Here is a 19,224-nt window from a genome sequence, read left to right on the forward strand (position 1 = left end):
ACGGCGCCCCGCAGTGGAAGTCCGGCGCCGGAAACGTCTACGCCGACGAGGGCAACCACTGGGACGTGACCTTCTACAACTGCGGCGGCTGCTGACCGACTTCCGTCCGCCCGGTGGGCCCTCGTCCGGCCCACCGGGCCACGGCGCCACCGCGCCCGACACCGCGAGTACTCGACCGCACATGGAGGAAAGTTGACCCCCGAAGTCTCCCGTCGCGCCGCGCTGCTGACGGCCGTCGGCGGCGCAGTCGCCCTGTCCGCCCTGCCCACCGGAGCCGCGCAGGCGGCGCCCCGTCCGGCGGCGGCCGGCGAAAAGCCGTTCGTGACGAACCCCCGCGAGACCGGCGCGCTCTACGCCTCCGACGCCGCCCGGACCGCTCACGCGGAACCGCTGAACGCCACCGTCGGCTGCGCCACGGGACGCGGAGGCCGGAGCTGATGGCCACGTTCGTCACCCGTGCCCAGTGGGGCGCCCGAGCCCCGAAGAGCGTCAGCGGCGACATCACCCCGGCCCAGGGAGGCGTCGTCGTCCACCACGTCGACGCCGTCAAGGTGGCCGAGGCGGACCACGCCGACTGCGCCGCACAGGTGCGGGGCATCCAGAACTACCACATGGACGGCAACGGCTGGTCGGACATCGCCTACAGCCATCTGGCCTGCGTGCACGGCTACCTCTTCCAGGGGCGCGGCGAGAACGTCCGCACCGCCGCCCAGGGCACCACGCAGGGCAACGACGACTGGTACGCGATCTGTGCCCTGACCGGCGGCACCGCCGGTGACTACGACGTCGTCACCACCGGGCTGATCGACGCCATCCGCTACGGGATCAACCGGCTGCGGGTGTCCGGCGGGGCAGCACGGGCCATCACCGGCCACCGCGACCACCATGCGACCGGCTGTCCGGGAAACCTGTACTCCCGGGTCCTCAGCGGCGAGGTGAACCCGGGCGGAGGCCCCCTGCCCTATCCGGGTGTCGCCTTCCGGCAGTCCCCGGCCACCGTGCACGCGAGCGTGGCGACCTGGCAGTACCGCATGAACAGCGCGCACGGTTACGCGCTCACCGTGGACGGCCAGTACGGCCCCGGCTCCGACGCGGCCTGTCGCAGCTTCCAGTCGAGCAGGGGCCTGACGGTGGACGGCGTCGTCGGGCCTGCCACGTGGGGAGCGACGTTCGCCTAGCTCGACTCTGTCGGGGGACCTTGGAGCGGTCCGGCGCGCCGGAGCGATCGGCGGGCCTGCCCGGGGCGCTCCGAGAGTCCCTGCGGTGGCCGAGGTGTCCGTTGTCGCCGCGCCCCCTCGGTGCGCTCGTTTCTCCAGGCGGGCTTCGGGGCGGGGCGATCCACAACGACACCGCCGCGGTCCGCCGAACGGGGCGTCCGCGGGCCCGCGGACGCCCCTCTGCGCGGATCCCGCGCGCCCCACCTGCCCTGGTGGTGGACGGGCCGACGGCGGGTGGCCGTGAGCGGGCCGCTCGTCAGGGCCGGCGGCTTGCGGATACGGGCCGGGCCCGGGTGGCCGCCGGTCCGACGCGGAACGGGATGCCGAAGCGCACGGGCAGGCCGGGCGAGTACAGCGCGCTCGCGGGCGGGCCGTCCGTGACCGCCAGGCCGGTGGCGGCGCTGACGAATCGATGGCTGCTCCAGGGAGTGCTGCGGGCCCGCGAGCGGCTGGAGACCGCCCACCTCACCGTCGGCCAAGTGGCCGGCCGCAGCGGCCTCGGCTCCGGGAGTCGCTCCACCAGCACCTGAGCCGCCGGATCGGCACGCCCCCGGCCGCGTGGTGAGCAACCCCAAGCACGGCGAGTTCGGTGGTGAACGACCACCGTGGCCGCCTCCCCCCCCCCCCCCCCCGCTCACCACGCCCGCTGTCCCCAACGCCCCCAAGGGGTCACTCCGTGCACGAGAAGCAGGGACGCCGGCCGTTCGACCGCCCGGCGTTCAGCGCCCTGTCAGGCTCCGCCACGCCGGAGCCAGGTCCCTCTTTCCCCTGCCGTCATCAGCGTGTTGACGATGTACGACCGGTTGCGGCCGCCCCGAAGCAGCCGCTCGGCCGCCAGGCCGAACGCGAGCGCAGGCCCCACGAGGCCGAGGGCCTCGCCGGTACCGAGCGCCAGCCCCGCCCCGGCGAGCCCGAGGCCCGTCTCGGCCGCGGCCCAGGCGAGCCGCCCGGGCCGCTCCCCGGAGGCCGGCAGCTTCCGCCGGACGGCCCGGAGCAGTGCGGGGAGCGCGTCGTCGGCCGCCGCCGCGTCCCCGGCGCGCAGCGCCGCCTGGAAGGCGTCGCGCCGACGGGTCACGACCTCGTCCTGGTGGATTTTCGCGATGTCCTGCCAGCCCAGTTCGGCGACCGCCGCCAGGTGGGCCGGGGCCATCGTGTGTTCCGCGGGGGCTGCGGCCCCGGGGCCGGCGGGTTCGAAGAGCGCGTCCGTCGGACGCCCGAGGTAGAGCCCGATGTCGGCCGCTTCCGGGAGCGACCGCGGGGACGCGCCGTCGGTGCCCAGGGTGCGCTGCACCGCCGCGTTCCAGGCCTGCGTCGCGGTGTTCCACATCGCCGCCTTGTGGGGCGGGTCCGTCGCGTCGAGCCGGGCGAAGAGCACGGCCCTGCGATGGTGGCTCGACGGCTCCACGTGCTCGTCGAGATAGGCCAGGGTGCGTTCCACCGGGGCGTAGTCGTGGCCGGGGAGCCCCGGCAGCTCCGCCACCTCCTCCAGCACGTCGCGGTACGAGCAGGGGCGCGTCACGGCGCTCGTGCCCAGCGGCACTCCCGCTTCGCGGGAGAAGTGGTGGAGGGTCCACGCCACGGCCTCCAGCCTGCGCCGGATCGCCCCGCCCTCCTCGTACCGTGCGCCCAGCGCGGTGCCCCGCGCGAACAGCAGGCCTGGATTCGCCTCCCCGCGCTCCAGAACGGCTTCGGACAGCCTGACCAGGGGTTCCGCGGTGTCGAACGAAGACGAGAGCCAGCCGGGCTCCAGGGCGCGGTGCAGGCCGGTGGTGACCAGGGCGAAGGGGGAGCTGCCGACCGGAGCGGCGGTGGTGCAGCGCAGGAACGACGGGCAGCCGCGCACAAAAGACCGGAAGTCCTCCGTCTCGAACAGCGCCTGTACCGCTTGGCTGTCGATGAGCTGCATGTCACTCAGCACCACCGTGTGGCCTAACAGGGCCTGGATCTTCAGCATGACGGCCAAGGAGGTGTCCTGCGGGCCCCACCCCGACACGCGCAGATGCTCACCGTCAAGCCAGTGGGCGTAGATCTCCATAGCTCCCCCTTCCCCCGCCGGACGAGGGGTTCCCCCTCGGCAGCAGACCCTACGGCGAGGAAGCCAACCGTGTTAAGCGCCTGGCTGGTTGGGGCCTGGGCACAGGTCGTGAGCGCTGAAGCTGCGGCAGGGAGAAGAGCCTTCTCCTCGCGGGCGGGAAGCAGACGTCCTGACCAGCACCACCGGCCGCGGTCTCGACGGTGACCGCGCGGCGCGTGGTCAGCAGATCCGCGCGGCCCCGCCGCCGGAGGGCGGGAGTCGGTGGCCTCGCGGCGGATGGCGGTCCCCCGCGCCGTGCGAAGTACGCGGGGGCCGTCCTGGGACGCCTGGCGGGAACGTCACCGCGACCCGTATGACGCCTTTCGCCGGTGTGCTTGCTGGAAGGGGCCCTGCGGGGCGACGAGCAAGGGTTCAGGCGTCGCTGAAGAGGGGGTCGTACGGGGTGTTCGTTCGGTTGCCGGCCATGAAGGAGAGGAAGTCGCCGACGAAGGCGCTGCGGCTGTAGGTGGCGTCGGTTGTGGTGAGGTCGCGGTGGAAGGCTGTTCGGAAGAGGGCGCGGTGTTCGGTGGCGTCGATGACGCCGTTGCCGTCCTTGTCGGTGGCGTCGAAGAGGACCTCGGCGACACGGATGAGGGCGGGGCCGGCGAGCGAGGGGACGGCGGCGGCGTACTCGCCGGCGCTGATGCGGCCGTCGCCGTCCGTGTCGAGGGCGGTCTGGAGTTCGCGCCACCAGGCGGCGAAGGCGTCGTAGAGCCGGGTCTCCTCGGGTTCGTCGAGGTCGAGGCGGGTGGCCAGTTCGCGCGCCATGGCGGCGAGGTCGGGCCAGTCGAGGTGGCCGTCGCCGGTCTGGTCCAGCACGTGACGGAAGAACTCCTCCGCCGTGCGGCGGTTCTTCCCCGTGGGCGTGGCGGGGGCGGGGTCCTCGCTGATCGGTGCGAGCAGGCGGAGCAGGGCCGATGCGCGCTTCACGCGGGCCGCCAGCGCGGCGACCGTCCGGGCGCGGGGGTCGTCGCTGTCGGGTGAGAGGGAAAGGGTGTCGATGATGGTTTCGGCGTTGATCCAGCCCTCGGGCAGGAAACGGGCGAGACCGGCTGCGAAATAGGCGCCCTGCATGAGGGTGGAGGCACCCGGCATCTCGGGCAGGCCGGCCTTGCGCCGGTAGGCCTCGGGGAGCGAGGCGACGGTGATCGCGCCGAGGAGGGGACCGACGACGGCCCGGCCGGCCGCCCACAACGTCGGTGCGGAGGCGAGCAGCGCGGGGGCGGGCAGGTGGTCGAAAAGCCGGTACAGGATGATGCGGGCTGCTTCGGTGTTTTCGAGTTCCTCCTCGACGACCCGGTCGAAGTACCGCCAGAACTCGTTCAGGTCCTCGGGGAGTGCCCCGGCGTCGCCGTCGAGCGCCGCGAGGAAGCCGCGGTACTCGGCGTACATGCGCTCCATGGTGTCCTGGTCCAGGGGTTGACCGCCCCATCGGCACATGGTGACGGTGGCTTCGAAGAGCGTGGCGACCACCCAGGCGCGGGTCGAGCGGTCCATGGCGTCGTAGGGACGCTCCCGCGAGTCGGAGCCGTTCATGCGCGCGTGCAGCCGGTTGAGGCGGGCCGCCTCCCGTTCGCGCACCGCCGGATCGGCGTCGAACATGCGCCGCAGGCTGAGGAGGGTGTTGCGGAGCCGGCGCCAGGGGTGGGTGACGAAAACGGAGTTGTCGGCGAGAGCGGCACCGACCTGCGGGTGGGCGGCCTCCAGCACGGTGGCGCGGATCAGGGCAAGCGCCCATCGGGGGTCGTCGAAGAAGGCTCCGAACTGCCCCTGCGGCCCGAACAACGGCGGCTCGCCGGCCGTCGAGGTGGTTCCAGTGGTCATCACGGGTCTCCGTTCGTCTGGGGCGGCACACCGCCGAAGCGGCGGTCGCGGCGCTGATAGGTGTGGAGGCAGGCCAGGAAGTCGGGGGCCCGGAAATCCGGCCACAGCGCCGGAGGGAAGACCCACTCGGCGTAGGCGACCTGCCAGAGCATGAAGTTGGAGATGCGCTGCTCGCCGGAGGTGCGGATGACGAGGTCCACGTCAGGAGTGTCGGGAAACGGCAGGTGGTCCGCGAAGAGCCGTTCGGTCACCTCCTCGGCGGGCGTCCCGCTGCGGATCAGCGACCTGGCGGCTTCCACGATGTCCCTGCGCCCGCCGTGGTCGAAGGCGATGGTCAGCGTCATCCCCCGATTCTCGGCGGTCAGCGTGGCCAGGTCCTCGAAATCCCGGGTCAGTTCCCTCGGGAGGCGCGGGTCCGCGACCCCGAGGAAGCGGCAGCGGATGCCCCGGGCCAGCAGCAGTGGCGCATGCTTGCGCACGACCCGGCGCACCAGGCGCATCAGGTAGTCGACCTCGGACGCGGGCCTGTTCCAGTTCTCGGTGGAGAAGGCGTACAGGCTGAGCCATTCGACGCCGGCTCCTCGGGCGGCCTCGATGATGTCGATGACGGTGGTCTCCGCGGCGCGGTGACCCGCCGTCCTCGGGAGCGAACGTCGCAGAGCCCAGCGGCCGTTGCCGTCCATCACGCAGGCCACGTGCCGCGGCACCGCCCGTACTGCCCCGTCCGATCGCCGTTCTTCGGCGCTGTCCTCGCGTCCGGCAGGCCCGCGCCTCGGCGTCACCCCCACGCGCCGGTCACCGTCGCCCTCCCTGCCTGAACCCGCCCCGCCCGGATCGGCACGGTCGGTCCTGCCGCGTTCGGATGCGCCCACCCACACCACCCCCTCGATGCGCCCCCGCAGAAGCGCCCCCGCCGGGGATTCTTACGGTGCGGAAGCGACCCGACCGGCCGAACGGGTGCCTGTCACCCTTGGCTCACGTGCCCGATTCTTTCCGCTGGTCCCCGTGCGGGGAGGCGGAGCGGGGCGCGGGTGTGGAGGGTGGTGTCGGCGGGTTCATCCTCGCGCGCAGGAAACGGGCCTTCGGAAGGTCTCCCCTGCCGGAAACGGGCGAACGCTACTGCGGTGACAGCGCGAGACCGGACGGGGTGCGGATCCCCGCAGCTCGGCCGGTCGGCTTCCGGCTCGCGGCCCTGTCTGAAAGCTTGGCACGGTGACATCCGACGCACGGCAGCCCGCCCGCACCCCCGACGGACGGTACGTGATCGTCCACCACAGACGCTGGCGGGCCACGGACCCCGAAGTGCCCCAGGACGTCGCGGCTCGGCTGCGCTCACACCTGATGGCCGCCCGACGCGCCGTGGCCGCGGCCAAGCGGGCCCGAGATCCTCGGGCCGAACGCATCGCCCGGAGCCGCGTGCACGCCGCCAAAGTCGCCCTCGGAGAACGCGGCACACCCTGGTGGGACCAGAACGACACGGAGCGCCGGGCCCGCTGGAGGGACGGCCTGGCGGCCCTCGACGAGAACCCCGGCGAACAGAACGCCGGGGGGAGGTGACGGCAGGGCCTCCGGAACAGCTCCGGACGGAAGCGGACCCGCCGGCAGCACCGGGCCTTTTCGTGGTGGGCAGCTTTCCGTCACCGGGCTGCGGCACGTGGCGCGGTCGGCAGTGGTCCTCGATGCAGCGCATCCGGCGGCCCTGGTCAGCGCGGAACTCGTGTGGGGGACTGCAAATCGTTCGGTGCAACTCCTCATGGTGGAGGGCGCATCGATGAACACCCGAGCGCTCGACAAAGCGAGTCCCGCCGAACTCGGAGAGCTCGCAGACCGCTGGATCGTGAGGCTCCGGTACGTGATCGTTTCGGTCTTGTCGCAGCAACGTCGCTACGGGGTTCAAGGGCCGGCGCCGAGCCGGTGGGCCGTGGAGAGCCTTCAGGGCCGCCTACCCAGCGGAGGACGTCCGTCGATGACGACGATGCTGCTTCGCGCTGACGGCCGCGGCCTGCGTGCGACATCGTTCCAGCCCTGCGGTCACCTTCGCGCGGTCCGGGCCGTCCTGGCCGGCCAGGAGTTCGCCGGCCGCGGTCATGGCGGCCCAGAAGTCGGGTGGTGAGCCGCGTCCGTCCCGGAACCGGGTTTCGGCGAAGTAGAGGAAGACCTTCGTGAGCTCTCCGGTGCGAAACCACGTGAACAGGCTGCCGGGAGAGCCTCCGCGGGCGCCGGCGGCGGTTCCCAGGAAGTCGCGGATGCGTTCCTCGTGCTCCTCCAGTACTCGGTCCACGGTGAAGACGTTCCCGGACCCGAGAACGAAGGCGAGGTCCTCCTCCTCGCCGATCGCGAAGTCCGGGAAGAGCGGTTCGGCCTCGCGGAGCCGGGCCTCGGCGTCGGTCCGGGGCACGCCCAGGGCCAAGCACACCGCCACCACACAGACGCCCCGGTTGCCGGTCCTCGTGGCCAGCTCGGCGAAGACCTCCTCGTCGCTTCGGCCTGCGGCGAGCATCTCCCGCGCCTCCAGGACCAGCACGTCCTGGTCCTCCCCGTTCCCCATGGCGAGAGGCTACCGCGAGGTGCGACGACGCGGCCGGCCGTGATCGCCTCCCTTCCCTCACCGGGGCAGCACGAAGCTTCCCGGGCAGCGGGGTAGGAGGCCCAGCGGGGCCGGACTGCCCTGTGCGGCAGCGGCAGGAGGACGTCCACGCGTGGTCGCGGGGGGCCCGGCGCGGTTCGCCGGGTTCGGCGGACCGCGGCTGTCGGTCTCGGCGTGCCGACTCATCGCAGTAGCGCGCGGGCCGGGAGGGAGGTCGAGATCAGGGCGAGGAGCAGGGCGGCGGCCGCGAAGGAGGCGGTGAGGAGCGGCGGGAGGTAGGGGCCCTCGCCGGTGAGGCCGTGCGTCATGGGCACGAGGGTGGCCAGGGCGATCGTTCCACCCAGGGCGGTGCCGGCGACGCCGACCACCATGCCTTCCCAGTGGATCATGCGCAGGACCTGGCGGCGGGTCGTGCCGACGAGCCGGAGGGTGCGCAGCTCTCGGCGGCGGTCGAGGACGGTCATCACCAGGGTGTTGGCGGCGGCGACGGCGGCGAAGCCGCCCAGGACGGCGGCCATGGTGGTGTTGGCCCAGGCGTTGATCTCGCGGTCGCGGCTCTGCGCGGCGGCCCGGCCCGCGGCGTCGGTGACCGTGCCGAGCGCCGCGAGGGGGTTCGGGGTGCCGCCGCGGACCAGCAGTTCGTCCGCGTACGGGTCGCTGCGGTGCCCGGCCAGGTCGGCGGCGGGCAGGGTGACCTCGGCCAGGCCGAGGCCGCGCCCGTAGGTGGCGACGACGCGGGGCGAGGCGGCGCGGCCGTCGGGCAGCCGCAGGTGGAGGCGCTCTCCGGGGCGGACTCCCACGGCGTCGGCGAGGTTGGCGTCGACGGCGATCGTGCCGGGGCGCAGGCCGGCGAGGGAGCCGGTGCGCACGTCGAGGTCGAGCACGGGGCGGGGGTCGGCGGAGACGGCCAGGGCGGTGGCGCTGCGGAAGCCCGTGTCGCGGTCGGGGAGCAGGACGCCGGTGTGCTGGACGGCCACGGCGGCGGTGACGCCCGGGAGGCGGGCGGCGCGGGCGGCGGCGTCGACGGGCAGCCCGGCCGGGGCGGTGACGACGTGGTCGGCGACGACGCCGGCCCGCTGCTGGTGCTCGGCGGCGCGGTCGGTGCTGGCGTGCAGCAGGACGAGGGTGGAGGTGAAGGCCGTCGCGAGGACGATGGGCGTGAGGGCGGAGGCGAGCCGGCGGGCGTTGGCGCGGGAGTTGGCGGCGGCGAGGTGTCCCGAGGCCCCGGCGGCGTGGAGCGGCAGGCCGAGGGCGGTGGCGCTGAGCCGGGCGAGAAGCGGGCCCAGGAGCGCCACGGCCAGCATGAAGAGCATGACGACGCCGAGGGCGGCGTGGGCGGCGTCCTCGCCGGAGCCGGCGGCGGCGACCCCGGCGAGCGTTGCGCCGCCCGCGGCGGCGGCCACGCCGAGGACGGTGCGGACCCGGCCGGTCGCGCGCCGTTCGGTCTGCGACTCGGCGAGAGCGGCGCCGGGCGCGACGCGGGAGGGGCGGCGGGCGGCGGCGAGCCCTGCGCCCAGGGCCGCCAGGGCGACGAGGAGGACGGCGGCGACGTACGGCAGGGGCCCGGTGTCGAGTCGTACGCCCTGCGGGACCGCGCCCTTGTCCCGGAGCTGTCCGAACCACCAGTCTGCGAGGGCGAGTCCGGGCAGGCAGCCGAGGGCGCCGGCGAGCGGGGCGAGCAGCAGGGCCTCGGTCGCGATGGAGCGGCGCAGCTGGCGCGGGGTGGCGCCGACGGCCCGCAGCAGGGCGAACTCGCGGGAGCGCTGGCCCACGGAGAGCGCGACGGTACCGGCTGCGGTGAACACGGCGACCAGGGTGGCGGTGCCGCCGAAGGAGCCGCCGAGCGCGACCAGGAGTTCCCTGGCGGCCGGCAGGGCGGCGCCCTCGGCGAGGCTGCGGTCGTCGCCGGTGCGCACCTCGGCCGTGCCGCGCAGGGCGCGGTCGACCTCGGCGGCGAGCGTGGCGGTGTCGGTGCCGGGAGCGGGCAGGACGGCGATGGCGTCGACGGTGCGGGGGTGGCCGGAGAGGGCGAGGGCCTGGGCGTCGGTGAACCAGACGCCGGGCGCGGGGGTGGTTCCGGAGACGGTGAAGGTCCGTCGGCCGAGCGGGGTGTCGAGGGTGACGCGCTCCCCCACGCGCGCGGGGACGCCGCCGAGCACGACCCGGTCGGGTCCCGGGGCGGTGCCGGAGGCGAGCCGGGTGCCGGTGAAGGCGGTGGAGCCCCAGCCGGAGGCGGTGAGCGGGGTGCCTGCGGCGTCGCGTACGGGGTAGCTGACGTCGCCGACGGCACGGGCGGCGCCCGGGGCGCGGGCGGCGGCGTGGACGAGGGAGGCGTCGAGGCGGGCGCGGTCGGGCAGGGCGGCGGAGAACGTCTCGCGTTCCGGGCCCCGGCCGACGGTGGTGTGCACCTGCTGGTCGGCCGCGGCGACGACGGGCGCACCGGCGTAACGGCCGGGCGGCGCGGACGCGGTGAGGCCGGTCTGGAGCAGCAGTCCGCACCCGGAGACGACGGCGGCGGTGAGCAGCAGCGCGACGAAGGTGCCGACGAAGGAGGAGGGCTTGAAGCGGATGGCGGCCCGGGCGAGGCCGTTGGGTCGCAGCGGCATCAGGCGACCGCTCCGAGCCGGGCGGGGGACGTGGCCGCGGCCCTCGCCGTGGAGGTGAGGTCCGCCATCAGGGCGGCGATCCGGGCCGGGGTGGAGCGGGGGAGGCGGTCGACGAGGGCGCCGTCCGCGAGGAAGAGGACGTGGTCGGCGTAGGCGGCGGCGACCGGGTCGTGGGTGACCATGACGACGGTCGCGCCGAGCCGGTCCACGGCGTCGCGGAGCAGGGTGAGGATCTCGGCGGCGGTGGTGGTGTCGAGGGCGCCGGTGGGCTCGTCGCCGAAGATCACGTCCGGCCGGGTGACGAGGGCCCGGGCGATGGCGACCCGCTGCTGCTGGCCGCCGGAGAGCTCGGAGGGCCGCCGGTCGCCCTTGTCGGCGAGGCCGACCTGTCCGAGGACCTCCGCGGCGCGGTGCCGGTCGGGGCGGCGGCCGGCGAGCCGCAGCGGGAGCAGCACGTTCTGTTCGACGGTGAGCGAAGGCAGCAGGTTGAAGGCCTGGAAGACGAAGCCGAGGCGGCTGCGGCGCAGCTCGGTGAGCTTGTTCTCGCCGAGGCGGGTGATCTCGGTGCCGCCGAGCCGGACCGAGCCGGCGGTGGGGCGGTCGAGTCCGGCGGCGCACTGCAGGAAGGTCGACTTGCCGGATCCGGACGGTCCCATGACGGCGGTGAAGCTGCCGTGCGGAAGGCTCAGGTCGATGCCGCGCAGGGCGTGCACGGCGCGGTCTCCCTTGCCGTACCGGCGCCGTACTCCGGCGAGTTCGACGGCTGCCGTCGAGGGGGCGGCTTCCCGTGCCATGGGTTCCTCCGTACGTTCGGGTTCGTCCTGTCGAACGTACGGATCGGGGCAGGTCAGGGGCCATGACGGCCGCAGGTGGATCATGGGTGGGGTTATCCCCACCCCGCCCTCCGGTCCAGGCCGTCCCCTCCGGATCCTGCAGGGTCCGCGACGCCCGGCACGAGCCGGAAGGAACGACCTGGCCGGCCCTCGCGGGCGGGCAGGAAGCAGAGGCCCGCGGCGCAGCACTTCCGGACTTCCGGACTTCCGGACTTCCGGCCGGGTCGCTCCGCTGTCCAGGAGACGCCCCGGAGACCCGAGGCCGTTCGGGTCGGGGGCGGGCGCTCGGCCGGGTCGTCCCCGTCGAGCGCCTCGCGTGCCGGCGTCCTCGGCCCGGCTGAAGACCGACGCACGCCGCCGAGGCTCCGTCGCGCGCGGCGAGCGCTGCCGTCAGGCTGGCTCTTCTCCCTGGCTCTGTGGACGCTGGGACATCTTTCTGAGACTGGAGGATATTCAGCGGCTCGTTCGATCTTCCTAATGTGAAGGCAGACGAGGGGCGATCACCCCCCAAGGTCACTACGGCAAAAGGGAGTTCATCATGCGTGCTGTCATCCAGAAGTCGTTCGGCGGGCCCGAAGTCCTCGAGCTCGTCGAGAGGGACAAGCCGGCTCCGCTCGGCGGCGAGGTCCTGGTCCGCGTTCACGCGAGCGGCGTCAACCCGGTCGACGTGGCGGTGCGCTCCGGTGCCTATCCGCTCCTGGGCGAGCCCCCGTTCGGTGTCGGCTGGGACGTTTCCGGCGTCGTCGAGGAAGCCGGAGCCGGTGCCCGTTTCAAGGCGGGGGACGAGGTGTTCGGCATGCCGTTCTTCCCGCGTGCCGCCACCGGCTACGCCGACTACGTGGCGGTCCCCTCCCGCCAGGTGGCCCGCAAGCCCGCGACCCTCGACCACGCGCAGGCCGCCTCCGTGCCGCTGGCCGCCCTCACGGCGTGGCAGGGCCTGGTCGACGCGGCCCGTCTCGCCGAGGGGCAGCGGGTGCTGATCCACCGGGCGGCCGGCGGCGTCGGCCACTTCGCGGTGCAGATCGCCAAGGCGCGCGGCGCCCACGTCACGGCCCTGACGAGCGCCGCCCACCACGACTTCGTACGCGAACTCGGGGCGGACCGCATCATCGACTACCGCACGACCGACTACGCCGAAGCGGCCGAGGACATGGACGTCGTCTTCGACTCGAGCTCCGAGGGCGAGCGTGCGCTGAGCGTCCTGAAGCCCGGTGGCACCTTGGTCAGCATCATGGAGCACTGGAACACCGAGCTCGCCGCCCGCGTCGAGAACGAGGGCCGCCGTTTCGCCGGAGTATCGGTCGAACCGGACTACGCCTCCCTGGAGGCGATCGCGGCCCTGATCGACGCCGGGCGCGTCCGTCCGCACGTCTCCGCGTCGCTCCCGCTCGAACAGGCGGCGAAGGCCCACGAACTGGTCGGCTCGGGCCGCACCCGCGGCAAGGTCGTCCTGACCGTCGTCTGAACAGGGCGGGTTAGAGTGCGCGCGGGAAGACCGGGAGATCTGCGGGGAGAGGCGGAGTTGGACATCCTCACCGAGGTGCTGGCCTCGATGCGTACCGGCCGGCCGGTCTCCGTCCGCACCACCGGACGCGTGCCCTTCGGCCTGAGGCTGCCCCCCGTGGCCGGGGCGGGTTTCCACGTGGTGCTGTCGGGGACGTGCTGGCTCGTCCCGCTGGAGGGCACGGCCCCTCAGCCGCCCCTCCCCCTCGGCCCGGGTGACGTGGTCTTCCTGCGGGACGGGCGCGGTCACGTCCTGGCCGACCACCCCGACACCCCCTCCGAGGTCGAGCGGGCCTCGCAGTTCAGCCCGGGCTCACCGCTCGGCACGGTCACCGTCGGCGGGGACGGCGCCCTCACCGACCTGCTGTGCGGGAACTACCACCTCGACCAGGCCCGCCCCCACCCCCTCGTGCAGCAGTTGCCGGAGATCATCCACCTGCCCGGCCATCCCCTCCGGCATCCCGAGCTGGCTTCGGCCGTCCAGCTGCTGCGCGCGGAACTGGAACAGCCGCGGCCGGGCTCCGCCGGCATCGTGCCCGCGCTGATCGACTCGCTGCTCCTGTACATCCTGCGCGCCTGGCTGGAGGAACGACCGGCCGTGCGGAACAAGGGCTGGGCCGCCGCGCTCAGGGACGCGGCCGTCGCGCCGGCCCTGGCGGCGATCCACGAGAAGCCCGGCTTCCCGTGGACGGTGGAGTCGCTGGCCGCCCACGCGGGCCTGTCCCGCGCGGCCTTCGCCCGCCGCTTCAACGACCTGGTCGGCGAGCCTCCCATGGCGTATCTGACCCGCTGGCGCATGACGACCGCCGCGCGGCTTCTCCGGGAGTCCGAGGTCCCTCTGTCCGCGGTCGCCGCGCGCACCGGTTACGGCTCCGAGTACGCCTTCGCCAAGGCCTTCAAGCGCGAGTACGGGCAGGCCCCCGGCGGCTACCGGCGTGAGGCGCGTGCGGCCTGACCAGGGGGGTGGAGTGGCGGCTGGACGTGTGGCGCGCGCCGCGCTGCCTGGCCACGGTGCCGGCCGCCGCCACCGGCTGAGCCGCCGGGGCCGGGCGCCCGGCCCCGGGGTTCCGCCCGGCCCTCGCCGGACAGAGACAGGGCCGCGCTGGTCGTCGGCCAAGGCGAGCCCGGCGACGGGCGAGTCCTCGACGACACGGCCGCCGCTCATGCGGAGGCGACGGTCGCAGCCGCCGGCGACCGCCGCCCCGTGGGGTCCGCGTGCGAGGCGGGGTGCAGCCCATCAAGATGGGTGCATGAGCGCGTCCCAGAACTCGTGTCGCGTAATGGTGGCGGCTTCGCTTCTCGGGGTCTTGACCGCCTGTGCGGGCGGCTCCGGGAACAGTGGCCCCCCGAACCCGGTGCCCTCGTCCCGCGACAGCGCGCCTGCGGGTGCTCCCCCGGGTGCCGAGGTGCTCGGGACGGCACGCCTCGGGCAGGCGTTCACCGTCACGGTCCTCGCCTCGGACACCGCCGACGACCCTCACCGATGGCAGTTCACCGTGCGCGAGGTGGTCTGCGGCAAACCGCTCGATCCGGCGGTGATGGCCTACGCCGCGGACTCGGTCGGCGCTCCCACCCCCACGCCGTCCCCCGAAGCCGACAAGCAGTTCTGTGTGGTGACCATGGACGCGGTCAACGTCGGAAAGAGCGAGGCGTCCTGGGACGCCGACGACCGGATGAGCCTCAACGTCGCGGATACGCGTTACACCATGTCGCAGAAGGACTCCGAGTACAGCTCGGACTACGACCAGTACGAGAACAGCAAAGGCCGGACAGCTCCGGTCTTCGGCCTCAACCCCGGCAGCAAGGGGCCGGTGCACGGGGTTTTCCAGATCCCCGCCGGAGAAAAACCCACCAGCGTCTGGGTCACCTCCGGAACGGCCATCACAACCATCGACGGGGTCCAGCCGGGCTACCTCGTACTCCTGTCGTGAGCAGGAGACCAGGCCGCTCTTTCGCCCTGGTCTCCACCGCCTTCTTCCTCCAGGTCGTCCGCGGGCCGGCGCCGAGTCCGGCAAGGCGCCCGGTGAGCCACCCCGGAAAGCCGCACCCGAGTGCGGCCGGAGCGGATCGTCCGCTCGGCAGGGGGCCGGTCACGGCGGCCGCTGCAGGTGATGGTTGCGTGATGCTGGAGGCGGGCGGGCGCGCACCGAGCGGGCGTGCCTGTCCGGGACCTTCTCGCCGACGGACGTCACCGGCCGCGGCGCGGTCCGGGGCGACTTCGCGCCGTGCGCGGGTGCGTCGGGCACGACGCCCATCCAGCCTGCGCGTGTCCACGTCGAACGCCCACTCCCCCGGCCGGCGCCGCCCGGGTGGGTTCGGCGCCGGTGCCGGTTCACCGGAACTGGCGGCGTTCTCGTTCCGCCCAGCGCGGCGGCGGGCAGGGCCAGTGCCGCGCCTGCGAAGCACGTGGCCAGGCCGACCCGGCCAGCCGTGCCGTCGGGGAGGACGAGCGCGGTCAGCAGTGTCCTTTGGCAGACGGTCTTGACCGTCTGCCAAGTGATCTTGACCGCGGGTCGACAGAAGTACGCCTGGCATCCTGTGGAGATGCCGAAGAAGCAGAAGCGCGCGGCGACCCTCGCCGAGATGGTTGCGGCCCTGCCGCCATCAGCGACGGAGGGCCCATGCCGCTCGTACGTCGATCCCCCCGTGGCAGCCCGCGGCTTCACCGGCGCCGAGGGCACCTACTGGCGGCTCACCCGCGGGCCGTTGGACCCCCGCCGGGCCAAACGGCTCGCAACAGATGCCGACCTGATGTCCATGGGGATCTACTACGACGACGAGGTCGGACGGTGGCTTCCCCGCTTCCTGGCGGAGGCCGAGCGGACGGCCGCCTGGCTCGAAGCGCGGGCCGGGCTCGGCGCCGCCTACCCACCGGCTCATGAGGCGTACGAGTTCACGGCGGACGACGGCCGCGTTCTCCTCTTCATCGAGACGTACTGCTGAGCACGATCCCGCAGCAGCGCCTGCGAGTGGGCACTTTCGGGCCGACGGTCAAGATCGTCTGTCAAAGGGCGAGCAGACCAGGTCCCAGTGTCCGGCTGACGGAGATCCGGGGCTGGTAGATGTCCTGATAGGTGCCCTGTGCGTGTTCGGGGGTCAGGTCGCAGGAGAGGGCCCAGCCGCCCGCCAGGGAGGTGGCCTCGCCGAAGGTCAGCAGAACGACGGCGGCCGAGAGGACGATCGCGGCGGTGACCGGCGCGCGGTCGGCCGCGCATGCGATGGCCAGGCAGGCGGCGACGAGGAGGCCGGCACGTCGCGAAGCGGGTGGGGCGCCTGGCGCCCCGGGCCGGGTGCGGAGGCGTCTCGCCGGGGCTCCGCAGGCCGGTCCGGCGCGGGCGGTCGGGCGGCCGACGGGCGGGACGGCGAGGGAATCGCGCGCAGGGGGATCAGTGCGAGGAGGAAGGCGGCGCTCAGGAGGATCGCGCTCCGGTAGGCCACGTCGGTGTCGAGGGCGAGGACGGCCGATCCGAGGGCGGCACCCGCTCCGATGCCCACGTTGTTGACCGCCGTCAACGGTGCCGGCGCGCGGGTGCCTGGTCGAGGGAGGGCGTGCGCGTACAGGGCGGCCGTGAGCGGGCCGCTCGTCAGGGCCGGCGGCTTGCGGATATGGGCCGGGCCCGGGTGTCCGCCGGCCCGACGCGGAACGGGATGCCGAAGCGCACGGGCAGGCCGGGCGAGTACAGCGCGCTCGCGGGCGGGCCGTCCGTGACCGCCAGGCCGGTGGCGGCGCTGACGAATCCGTCCTCCCACGCGAGCAGGTCGACCTCCCGGAGCTGCCACGGGTCGTGGTGGAGGGGCCAGTAGTACGTCCGTCCCCAGGCGTGGGCGTGGAGGCCCCATCGGGCGGTGAGGAAGTCGTCCAGGGGGCCGGGGTGCCGCTCTTCTCCCTTCACGGCGGCCCACACGCGGGAGTGCGCCCCGGACGGGCCTCTGCGCCGTGCCGTGTACAGCAGGCGGTCGCCGAACCGCAGCCGTCGGGCTGAGGACCATCGATACGGCAGGCCGTACGCCGTTCGCGCCGCCAGGGTGGGCAGGAGCCGGGCGCAGTCCAGGCTCAGGAACACCACCCCTCGGCGGCCCGAGTCGTCGACGCTGTAGAGCCGCACGTTGATTTCCGGGAACCGGCCGATGACGGGGAGGGCGGGCCCCCTGGAGAACGACAGGTCCCGCATCTCGAAGAAAACCAACCCCACGAAGGTCCGGCCGTCGATCACGTCGGGACGCGTCCCGGGCGGAAAGAGACCGGCCACCGCGTCGGGACGCACTTCCCAGTGGAGGAAAAGCAGGTCACTCCAGACCTGCCGGAACGAGACGCGCTCCCTTTCGCCGGACGAAGGCCGACGGAGAGGCCCGGAGGAGGTGAGCCGGTTTGGGTGGGGGGCATGCTGTGCTGCGGCCCGTCGGCGCGGGGTCGGCATGCTACCTCCCGTCCAGGTGTGGAGATTTTGACCTCTTCGAGAAATATGTTGTGATTCAAAGGTGCCTGAATCGACGCGGTCTGAAAAGTCGCATTGCTGTTGCGTCGAAAAGGCAGACGCCCGTGTCCCTCCGGCGACGCCCCGGTCATGAGCGCTTCGTACCCCATCCTCGCGAGCCGAGCCGAGCCGAGCCGAGCCGAGGCGAGGCGGAGGGGGGTGCTACGGAGCTGTTCTCGTCCTGAAGGGCTGTGGCCCTGGACAGCCCGAACAGCGCTCCGCGCCTCAAGAACGTTTCGTTCTTCCGCGGGCGCGCCAGGGTGGGCGACGCCTGCCGGAAGCAGCCGACGAGGGCGTGCTCGGCCGACTCGATGGTCCGTTCCGTCCATTCCGGCAGATTGCGCGGGAAAAAGAGGGCGGGAATGCCGATCCGACGGCCGCCGGCGAAGGGCTTCATCCCCTCCCACTCCGCGTCCGTCAACTCCTCTCGACCCGCCCCAGGATCAATGGTCAGAGGGCTCGCGGTCCGGTTCGCGCACCGTGTCCGCCACGAACCGGCTCAGCCGATAGGTGCTCTGTTCCACTGGGCGTCGGCACAGCGTGTCGATCCGGATGAGCGATTCGTCGATGCGCGCCTCCCGAAGGCGGCGCAGGTGCGCGCGCAGCTCCGTCTGGTCCCTTGTTTCGAGGACTACTTCCCACTGCCCTGCGTCCGGCGCGGTGCGAGCAGCCAGCCGCCGCCTCCCGGCCTCGTGCCGCCGCTTCCGCTTCCCCTGTCCTGGCATCGGCCCAGAATCGCCGACCGGCGCCGGTACGGCAAGAACACGGTGCCGAGCACACGCCCTGGAGCAGGGCGGGGCCCTCCGTATCCACGTGGAGATCGTCACCCGCCCTTCGGGGGAACAGAGGCCGCGCTCCGTTCCCCCGACGGCGGGCAGTCCGGCGGTCCTGCGGCCGGCTCGTGCGCCACCCCCGCTTCACCAGGGGGAACACCGCTTCCTGGCGGACCCGGAGAGGGTTGCGGAGGAGCCTCCCGGAGGGGGCACCGGACGAGAACGGCCTCTCAGGGGACGAGCCGCCAGGTCGGGTCGCCTCCGTCCTGGCGGGTGACGTGGAAGTCGCGCGGGTCAAGGCCCGCTCGCCGGATCGCGTCCACGGCCTGGGCCGTCCGGGTCGCGTCGAGTCGCGGGCCGCGGGAGAGGAGGAAGCCGGACCGCCGGTCTTCGTCGGTCACCACCGCCCACTCGTAGGCGGCGCCGAGGCCGACGACGACGTAGTTGGCCTCGGCGCCGTGCCGGTAACCGTCTCCGCTCCGCAGGAAGGAGACGTTGAAGCGAGCGCCCCCGGCGTCGAGGGGCAGGGCCTCGCCGTCGAGGCCGCTGCGGGTACCGAGCCACGTGGTGCAGCTGTTGCGCACGGAGACCGTGCCCCGTGCGGTGGTCCCGTAGACGGCGCTGACGTTCTTCGCGCACTGGATCTCGAACAGCCGCGGTACCGCGGCCAGCTGCAACCACGTCCCCGCGTAACGGTCGAGGTCCACGGTCTCGGTGGAGGGGGCGCTGCGGGCGGGCTCGGCCATGACCGCGGGCGCGAGGACGAGCGGAGAGAGTGCCGCCGTGACGAAAGCGGCGGAAACGGCGGTGTGCCTCAGGACGCGCAGAGAACGACGCATTGCCGGATACTCCTTCACTGGGGTCGGACGAGGGGCATTCGCCGCGCGGCGCGCTCTCGGATGCGGTGGTCGGCGCCGTCATCCGTACGGGCGACAGCCGGGCGTGCGGCGGACGGGGCTGCCCGACCGTACGGGCTCAGGGGAGGCCTGGAGGGCGTCGGGGCGTTCTTCTCCGTTGCCGGGGGGCGTCCGTTGACACCGTCCGGATGCGGACGGAGGCGGGAGCGGGGGGCGCCGGCCGCCTTCCGGGGCAGCCGACGCACTGAAGGAGCGGACCCCGGCGCATCGTCGTCGCGCTCCTCGCCCTTCGGTTTTCCGGCGCCCTGAACGGGCCGCATCCGAAGGGCGCTCCCTCCGGAATCACAGGGGCCAGACACGTGTACCTCCGGAGACGCCCTCATGTCCGATCAGCACGATCCCGCCCCGTACGACGCCCTGCTGCTGCTCTCCTTCGGCGGCCCCGAAGGCCCGGACGACGTCGTCCCGTTCCTGG

16 protein-coding genes are annotated in these 19,224 nt (G+C 73.4%); 8 read left to right on the plus strand and 8 right to left on the minus strand.

Going from position 1 to position 19,224, the window contains the following annotated elements; genetic code table 11:
* The first annotated feature begins 192 nt into the window (after positions 1-192).
* The 3 genes from ACFW6A_RS38365 to ACFW6A_RS38375 all read left to right on the plus strand — a co-directional run bounded on the left by ACFW6A_RS38365 (position 193) and on the right by ACFW6A_RS38375 (position 1,747).
* Complete coding sequence (locus ACFW6A_RS38365; RefSeq protein WP_386484515.1) at positions 193-438, plus strand: hypothetical protein; 246 nt, start codon at positions 193-195, stop codon at positions 436-438.
* Complete coding sequence (locus ACFW6A_RS38370; RefSeq protein ID WP_386646499.1) at positions 438-1,178, plus strand: N-acetylmuramoyl-L-alanine amidase; 741 nt, start codon at positions 438-440, stop codon at positions 1,176-1,178. The genes ACFW6A_RS38365 and ACFW6A_RS38370 overlap by 1 nt, the downstream gene beginning before the upstream one ends.
* A gap of 359 nt (positions 1,179-1,537) precedes the next feature.
* Positions 1,538-1,747, plus strand: coding sequence for a hypothetical protein (locus ACFW6A_RS38375; RefSeq protein WP_386646501.1), 210 nt, complete (start codon positions 1,538-1,540; stop codon positions 1,745-1,747).
* A 200-nt stretch (positions 1,748-1,947) separates the two neighbouring features.
* Here ACFW6A_RS38375 and ACFW6A_RS38380 read toward each other — a convergent pair whose 3' ends face one another.
* From ACFW6A_RS38380 to uppS, 3 genes are all read right to left on the minus strand, one after another.
* Complete coding sequence (locus ACFW6A_RS38380) at positions 1,948-3,252, minus strand: hypothetical protein (protein ID WP_386646503.1); 1,305 nt, start codon at positions 3,250-3,252, stop codon at positions 1,948-1,950.
* A gap of 411 nt (positions 3,253-3,663) precedes the next feature.
* A complete protein-coding gene (locus ACFW6A_RS38385; protein ID WP_386646505.1) occupies positions 3,664-5,115 on the minus strand; it encodes an oxygenase MpaB family protein in 1,452 nt (483 codons plus the stop codon).
* Positions 5,115-5,822 carry a polyprenyl diphosphate synthase gene (gene uppS, locus ACFW6A_RS38390; RefSeq protein ID WP_386486420.1) on the minus strand — a complete coding sequence of 236 codons (708 nt, stop codon included), beginning with the start codon at positions 5,820-5,822 and terminating at the stop codon, positions 5,115-5,117. The genes ACFW6A_RS38385 and uppS overlap by 1 nt, the downstream gene beginning before the upstream one ends.
* Before the next feature lie 505 nt (positions 5,823-6,327).
* Here uppS and ACFW6A_RS38395 point away from each other — a divergent pair.
* Entirely contained in the window at positions 6,328-6,672 is a 345-nt protein-coding gene (locus ACFW6A_RS38395; protein ID WP_386486423.1) for a hypothetical protein, read from the plus strand.
* A gap of 385 nt (positions 6,673-7,057) precedes the next feature.
* Here the strand turns inward: ACFW6A_RS38395 and ACFW6A_RS38400 are convergent, their stop codons facing one another.
* The 3 genes from ACFW6A_RS38400 to ACFW6A_RS38410 form a co-directional block, all read right to left on the minus strand.
* Entirely contained in the window at positions 7,058-7,663 is a 606-nt protein-coding gene (locus tag ACFW6A_RS38400) for a hypothetical protein (protein WP_386646507.1), read from the minus strand.
* Positions 7,664-7,884: 221 nt separating this feature from the next.
* Complete coding sequence (locus tag ACFW6A_RS38405; RefSeq protein ID WP_386646509.1) at positions 7,885-10,308, minus strand: FtsX-like permease family protein; 2,424 nt, start codon at positions 10,306-10,308, stop codon at positions 7,885-7,887.
* Positions 10,308-11,102, minus strand: a complete 795-nt coding sequence (locus tag ACFW6A_RS38410; protein WP_351856188.1) for an ABC transporter ATP-binding protein — start codon at positions 11,100-11,102, stop codon at positions 10,308-10,310. Before ACFW6A_RS38410 ends, ACFW6A_RS38405 begins: the two co-directional genes overlap by 1 nt.
* 577 nt (positions 11,103-11,679) lie before the next feature.
* On the opposite strand from ACFW6A_RS38410, the gene ACFW6A_RS38415 reads away from it, so the two are divergent.
* From ACFW6A_RS38415 to ACFW6A_RS38430, 4 genes are all read left to right on the plus strand, one after another.
* Positions 11,680-12,606, plus strand: coding sequence for an NADP-dependent oxidoreductase (locus tag ACFW6A_RS38415; RefSeq protein WP_386646511.1), 927 nt, complete (start codon positions 11,680-11,682; stop codon positions 12,604-12,606).
* A 57-nt stretch (positions 12,607-12,663) separates the two neighbouring features.
* Positions 12,664-13,599, plus strand: a complete 936-nt coding sequence (locus tag ACFW6A_RS38420) for an AraC family transcriptional regulator (RefSeq protein ID WP_386484647.1) — start codon at positions 12,664-12,666, stop codon at positions 13,597-13,599.
* Between the two features lie 451 nt (positions 13,600-14,050).
* On the plus strand, positions 14,051-14,575 hold the full coding sequence (locus tag ACFW6A_RS38425) for a hypothetical protein (RefSeq protein WP_386484649.1): 525 nt from the start codon (positions 14,051-14,053) through the stop codon (positions 14,573-14,575).
* Between the two features lie 613 nt (positions 14,576-15,188).
* Positions 15,189-15,587: a hypothetical protein gene (locus ACFW6A_RS38430; protein WP_386646513.1), complete on the plus strand. Its 399-nt coding sequence runs from the start codon at positions 15,189-15,191 to the stop codon at positions 15,585-15,587.
* A 641-nt stretch (positions 15,588-16,228) separates the two neighbouring features.
* Here the strand turns inward: ACFW6A_RS38430 and ACFW6A_RS38435 are convergent.
* Positions 16,229-17,062 (minus strand): YqjF family protein, encoded by an 834-nt coding sequence (locus ACFW6A_RS38435; protein WP_386646515.1) that lies wholly within the window; start codon positions 17,060-17,062, stop codon positions 16,229-16,231.
* Positions 17,063-18,122: 1,060 nt separating this feature from the next.
* A complete protein-coding gene (locus ACFW6A_RS38440) occupies positions 18,123-18,731 on the minus strand; it encodes a lipocalin family protein (protein ID WP_386646517.1) in 609 nt (202 codons plus the stop codon).
* Positions 18,732-19,224 lie beyond the last annotated feature (493 nt).

It is taken from the genome of Streptomyces sp. NPDC058758 (assembly GCF_042746075.1).
GTDB lineage: Bacteria > Actinomycetota > Actinomycetes > Streptomycetales > Streptomycetaceae > Streptomyces.

Excerpts from the sequence above, each read along its gene's own strand:
- ACFW6A_RS38415 (WP_386646511.1), top strand. The coding sequence starts at position 11,680 with ATGCGTGCTGTCATCCAGAAGTCGTTCGGCGGGCCCGAAGTCCTCGAG.
- ACFW6A_RS38375 (WP_386646501.1), top strand. The coding sequence starts at position 1,538 with ATGCCGAAGCGCACGGGCAGGCCGGGCGAGTACAGCGCGCTCGCGGGC.
- ACFW6A_RS38400 (WP_386646507.1), bottom strand. The coding sequence starts at position 7,663 with ATGGGGAACGGGGAGGACCAGGACGTGCTGGTCCTGGAGGCGCGGGAG.
- ACFW6A_RS38435 (WP_386646515.1), bottom strand. The coding sequence starts at position 17,062 with ATGCCGACCCCGCGCCGACGGGCCGCAGCACAGCATGCCCCCCACCCA.
- ACFW6A_RS38405 (WP_386646509.1), bottom strand. The coding sequence starts at position 10,308 with ATGCCGCTGCGACCCAACGGCCTCGCCCGGGCCGCCATCCGCTTCAAG.
- ACFW6A_RS38385 (WP_386646505.1), bottom strand. The coding sequence starts at position 5,115 with ATGACCACTGGAACCACCTCGACGGCCGGCGAGCCGCCGTTGTTCGGG.
- ACFW6A_RS38440 (WP_386646517.1), bottom strand. The coding sequence starts at position 18,731 with ATGCGTCGTTCTCTGCGCGTCCTGAGGCACACCGCCGTTTCCGCCGCT.
- ACFW6A_RS38370 (WP_386646499.1), top strand. The coding sequence starts at position 438 with ATGGCCACGTTCGTCACCCGTGCCCAGTGGGGCGCCCGAGCCCCGAAG.
- ACFW6A_RS38430 (WP_386646513.1), top strand. The coding sequence starts at position 15,189 with ATGCCGAAGAAGCAGAAGCGCGCGGCGACCCTCGCCGAGATGGTTGCG.
- ACFW6A_RS38410 (WP_351856188.1), bottom strand. The coding sequence starts at position 11,102 with ATGGCACGGGAAGCCGCCCCCTCGACGGCAGCCGTCGAACTCGCCGGA.
- ACFW6A_RS38380 (WP_386646503.1), bottom strand. The coding sequence starts at position 3,252 with ATGGAGATCTACGCCCACTGGCTTGACGGTGAGCATCTGCGCGTGTCG.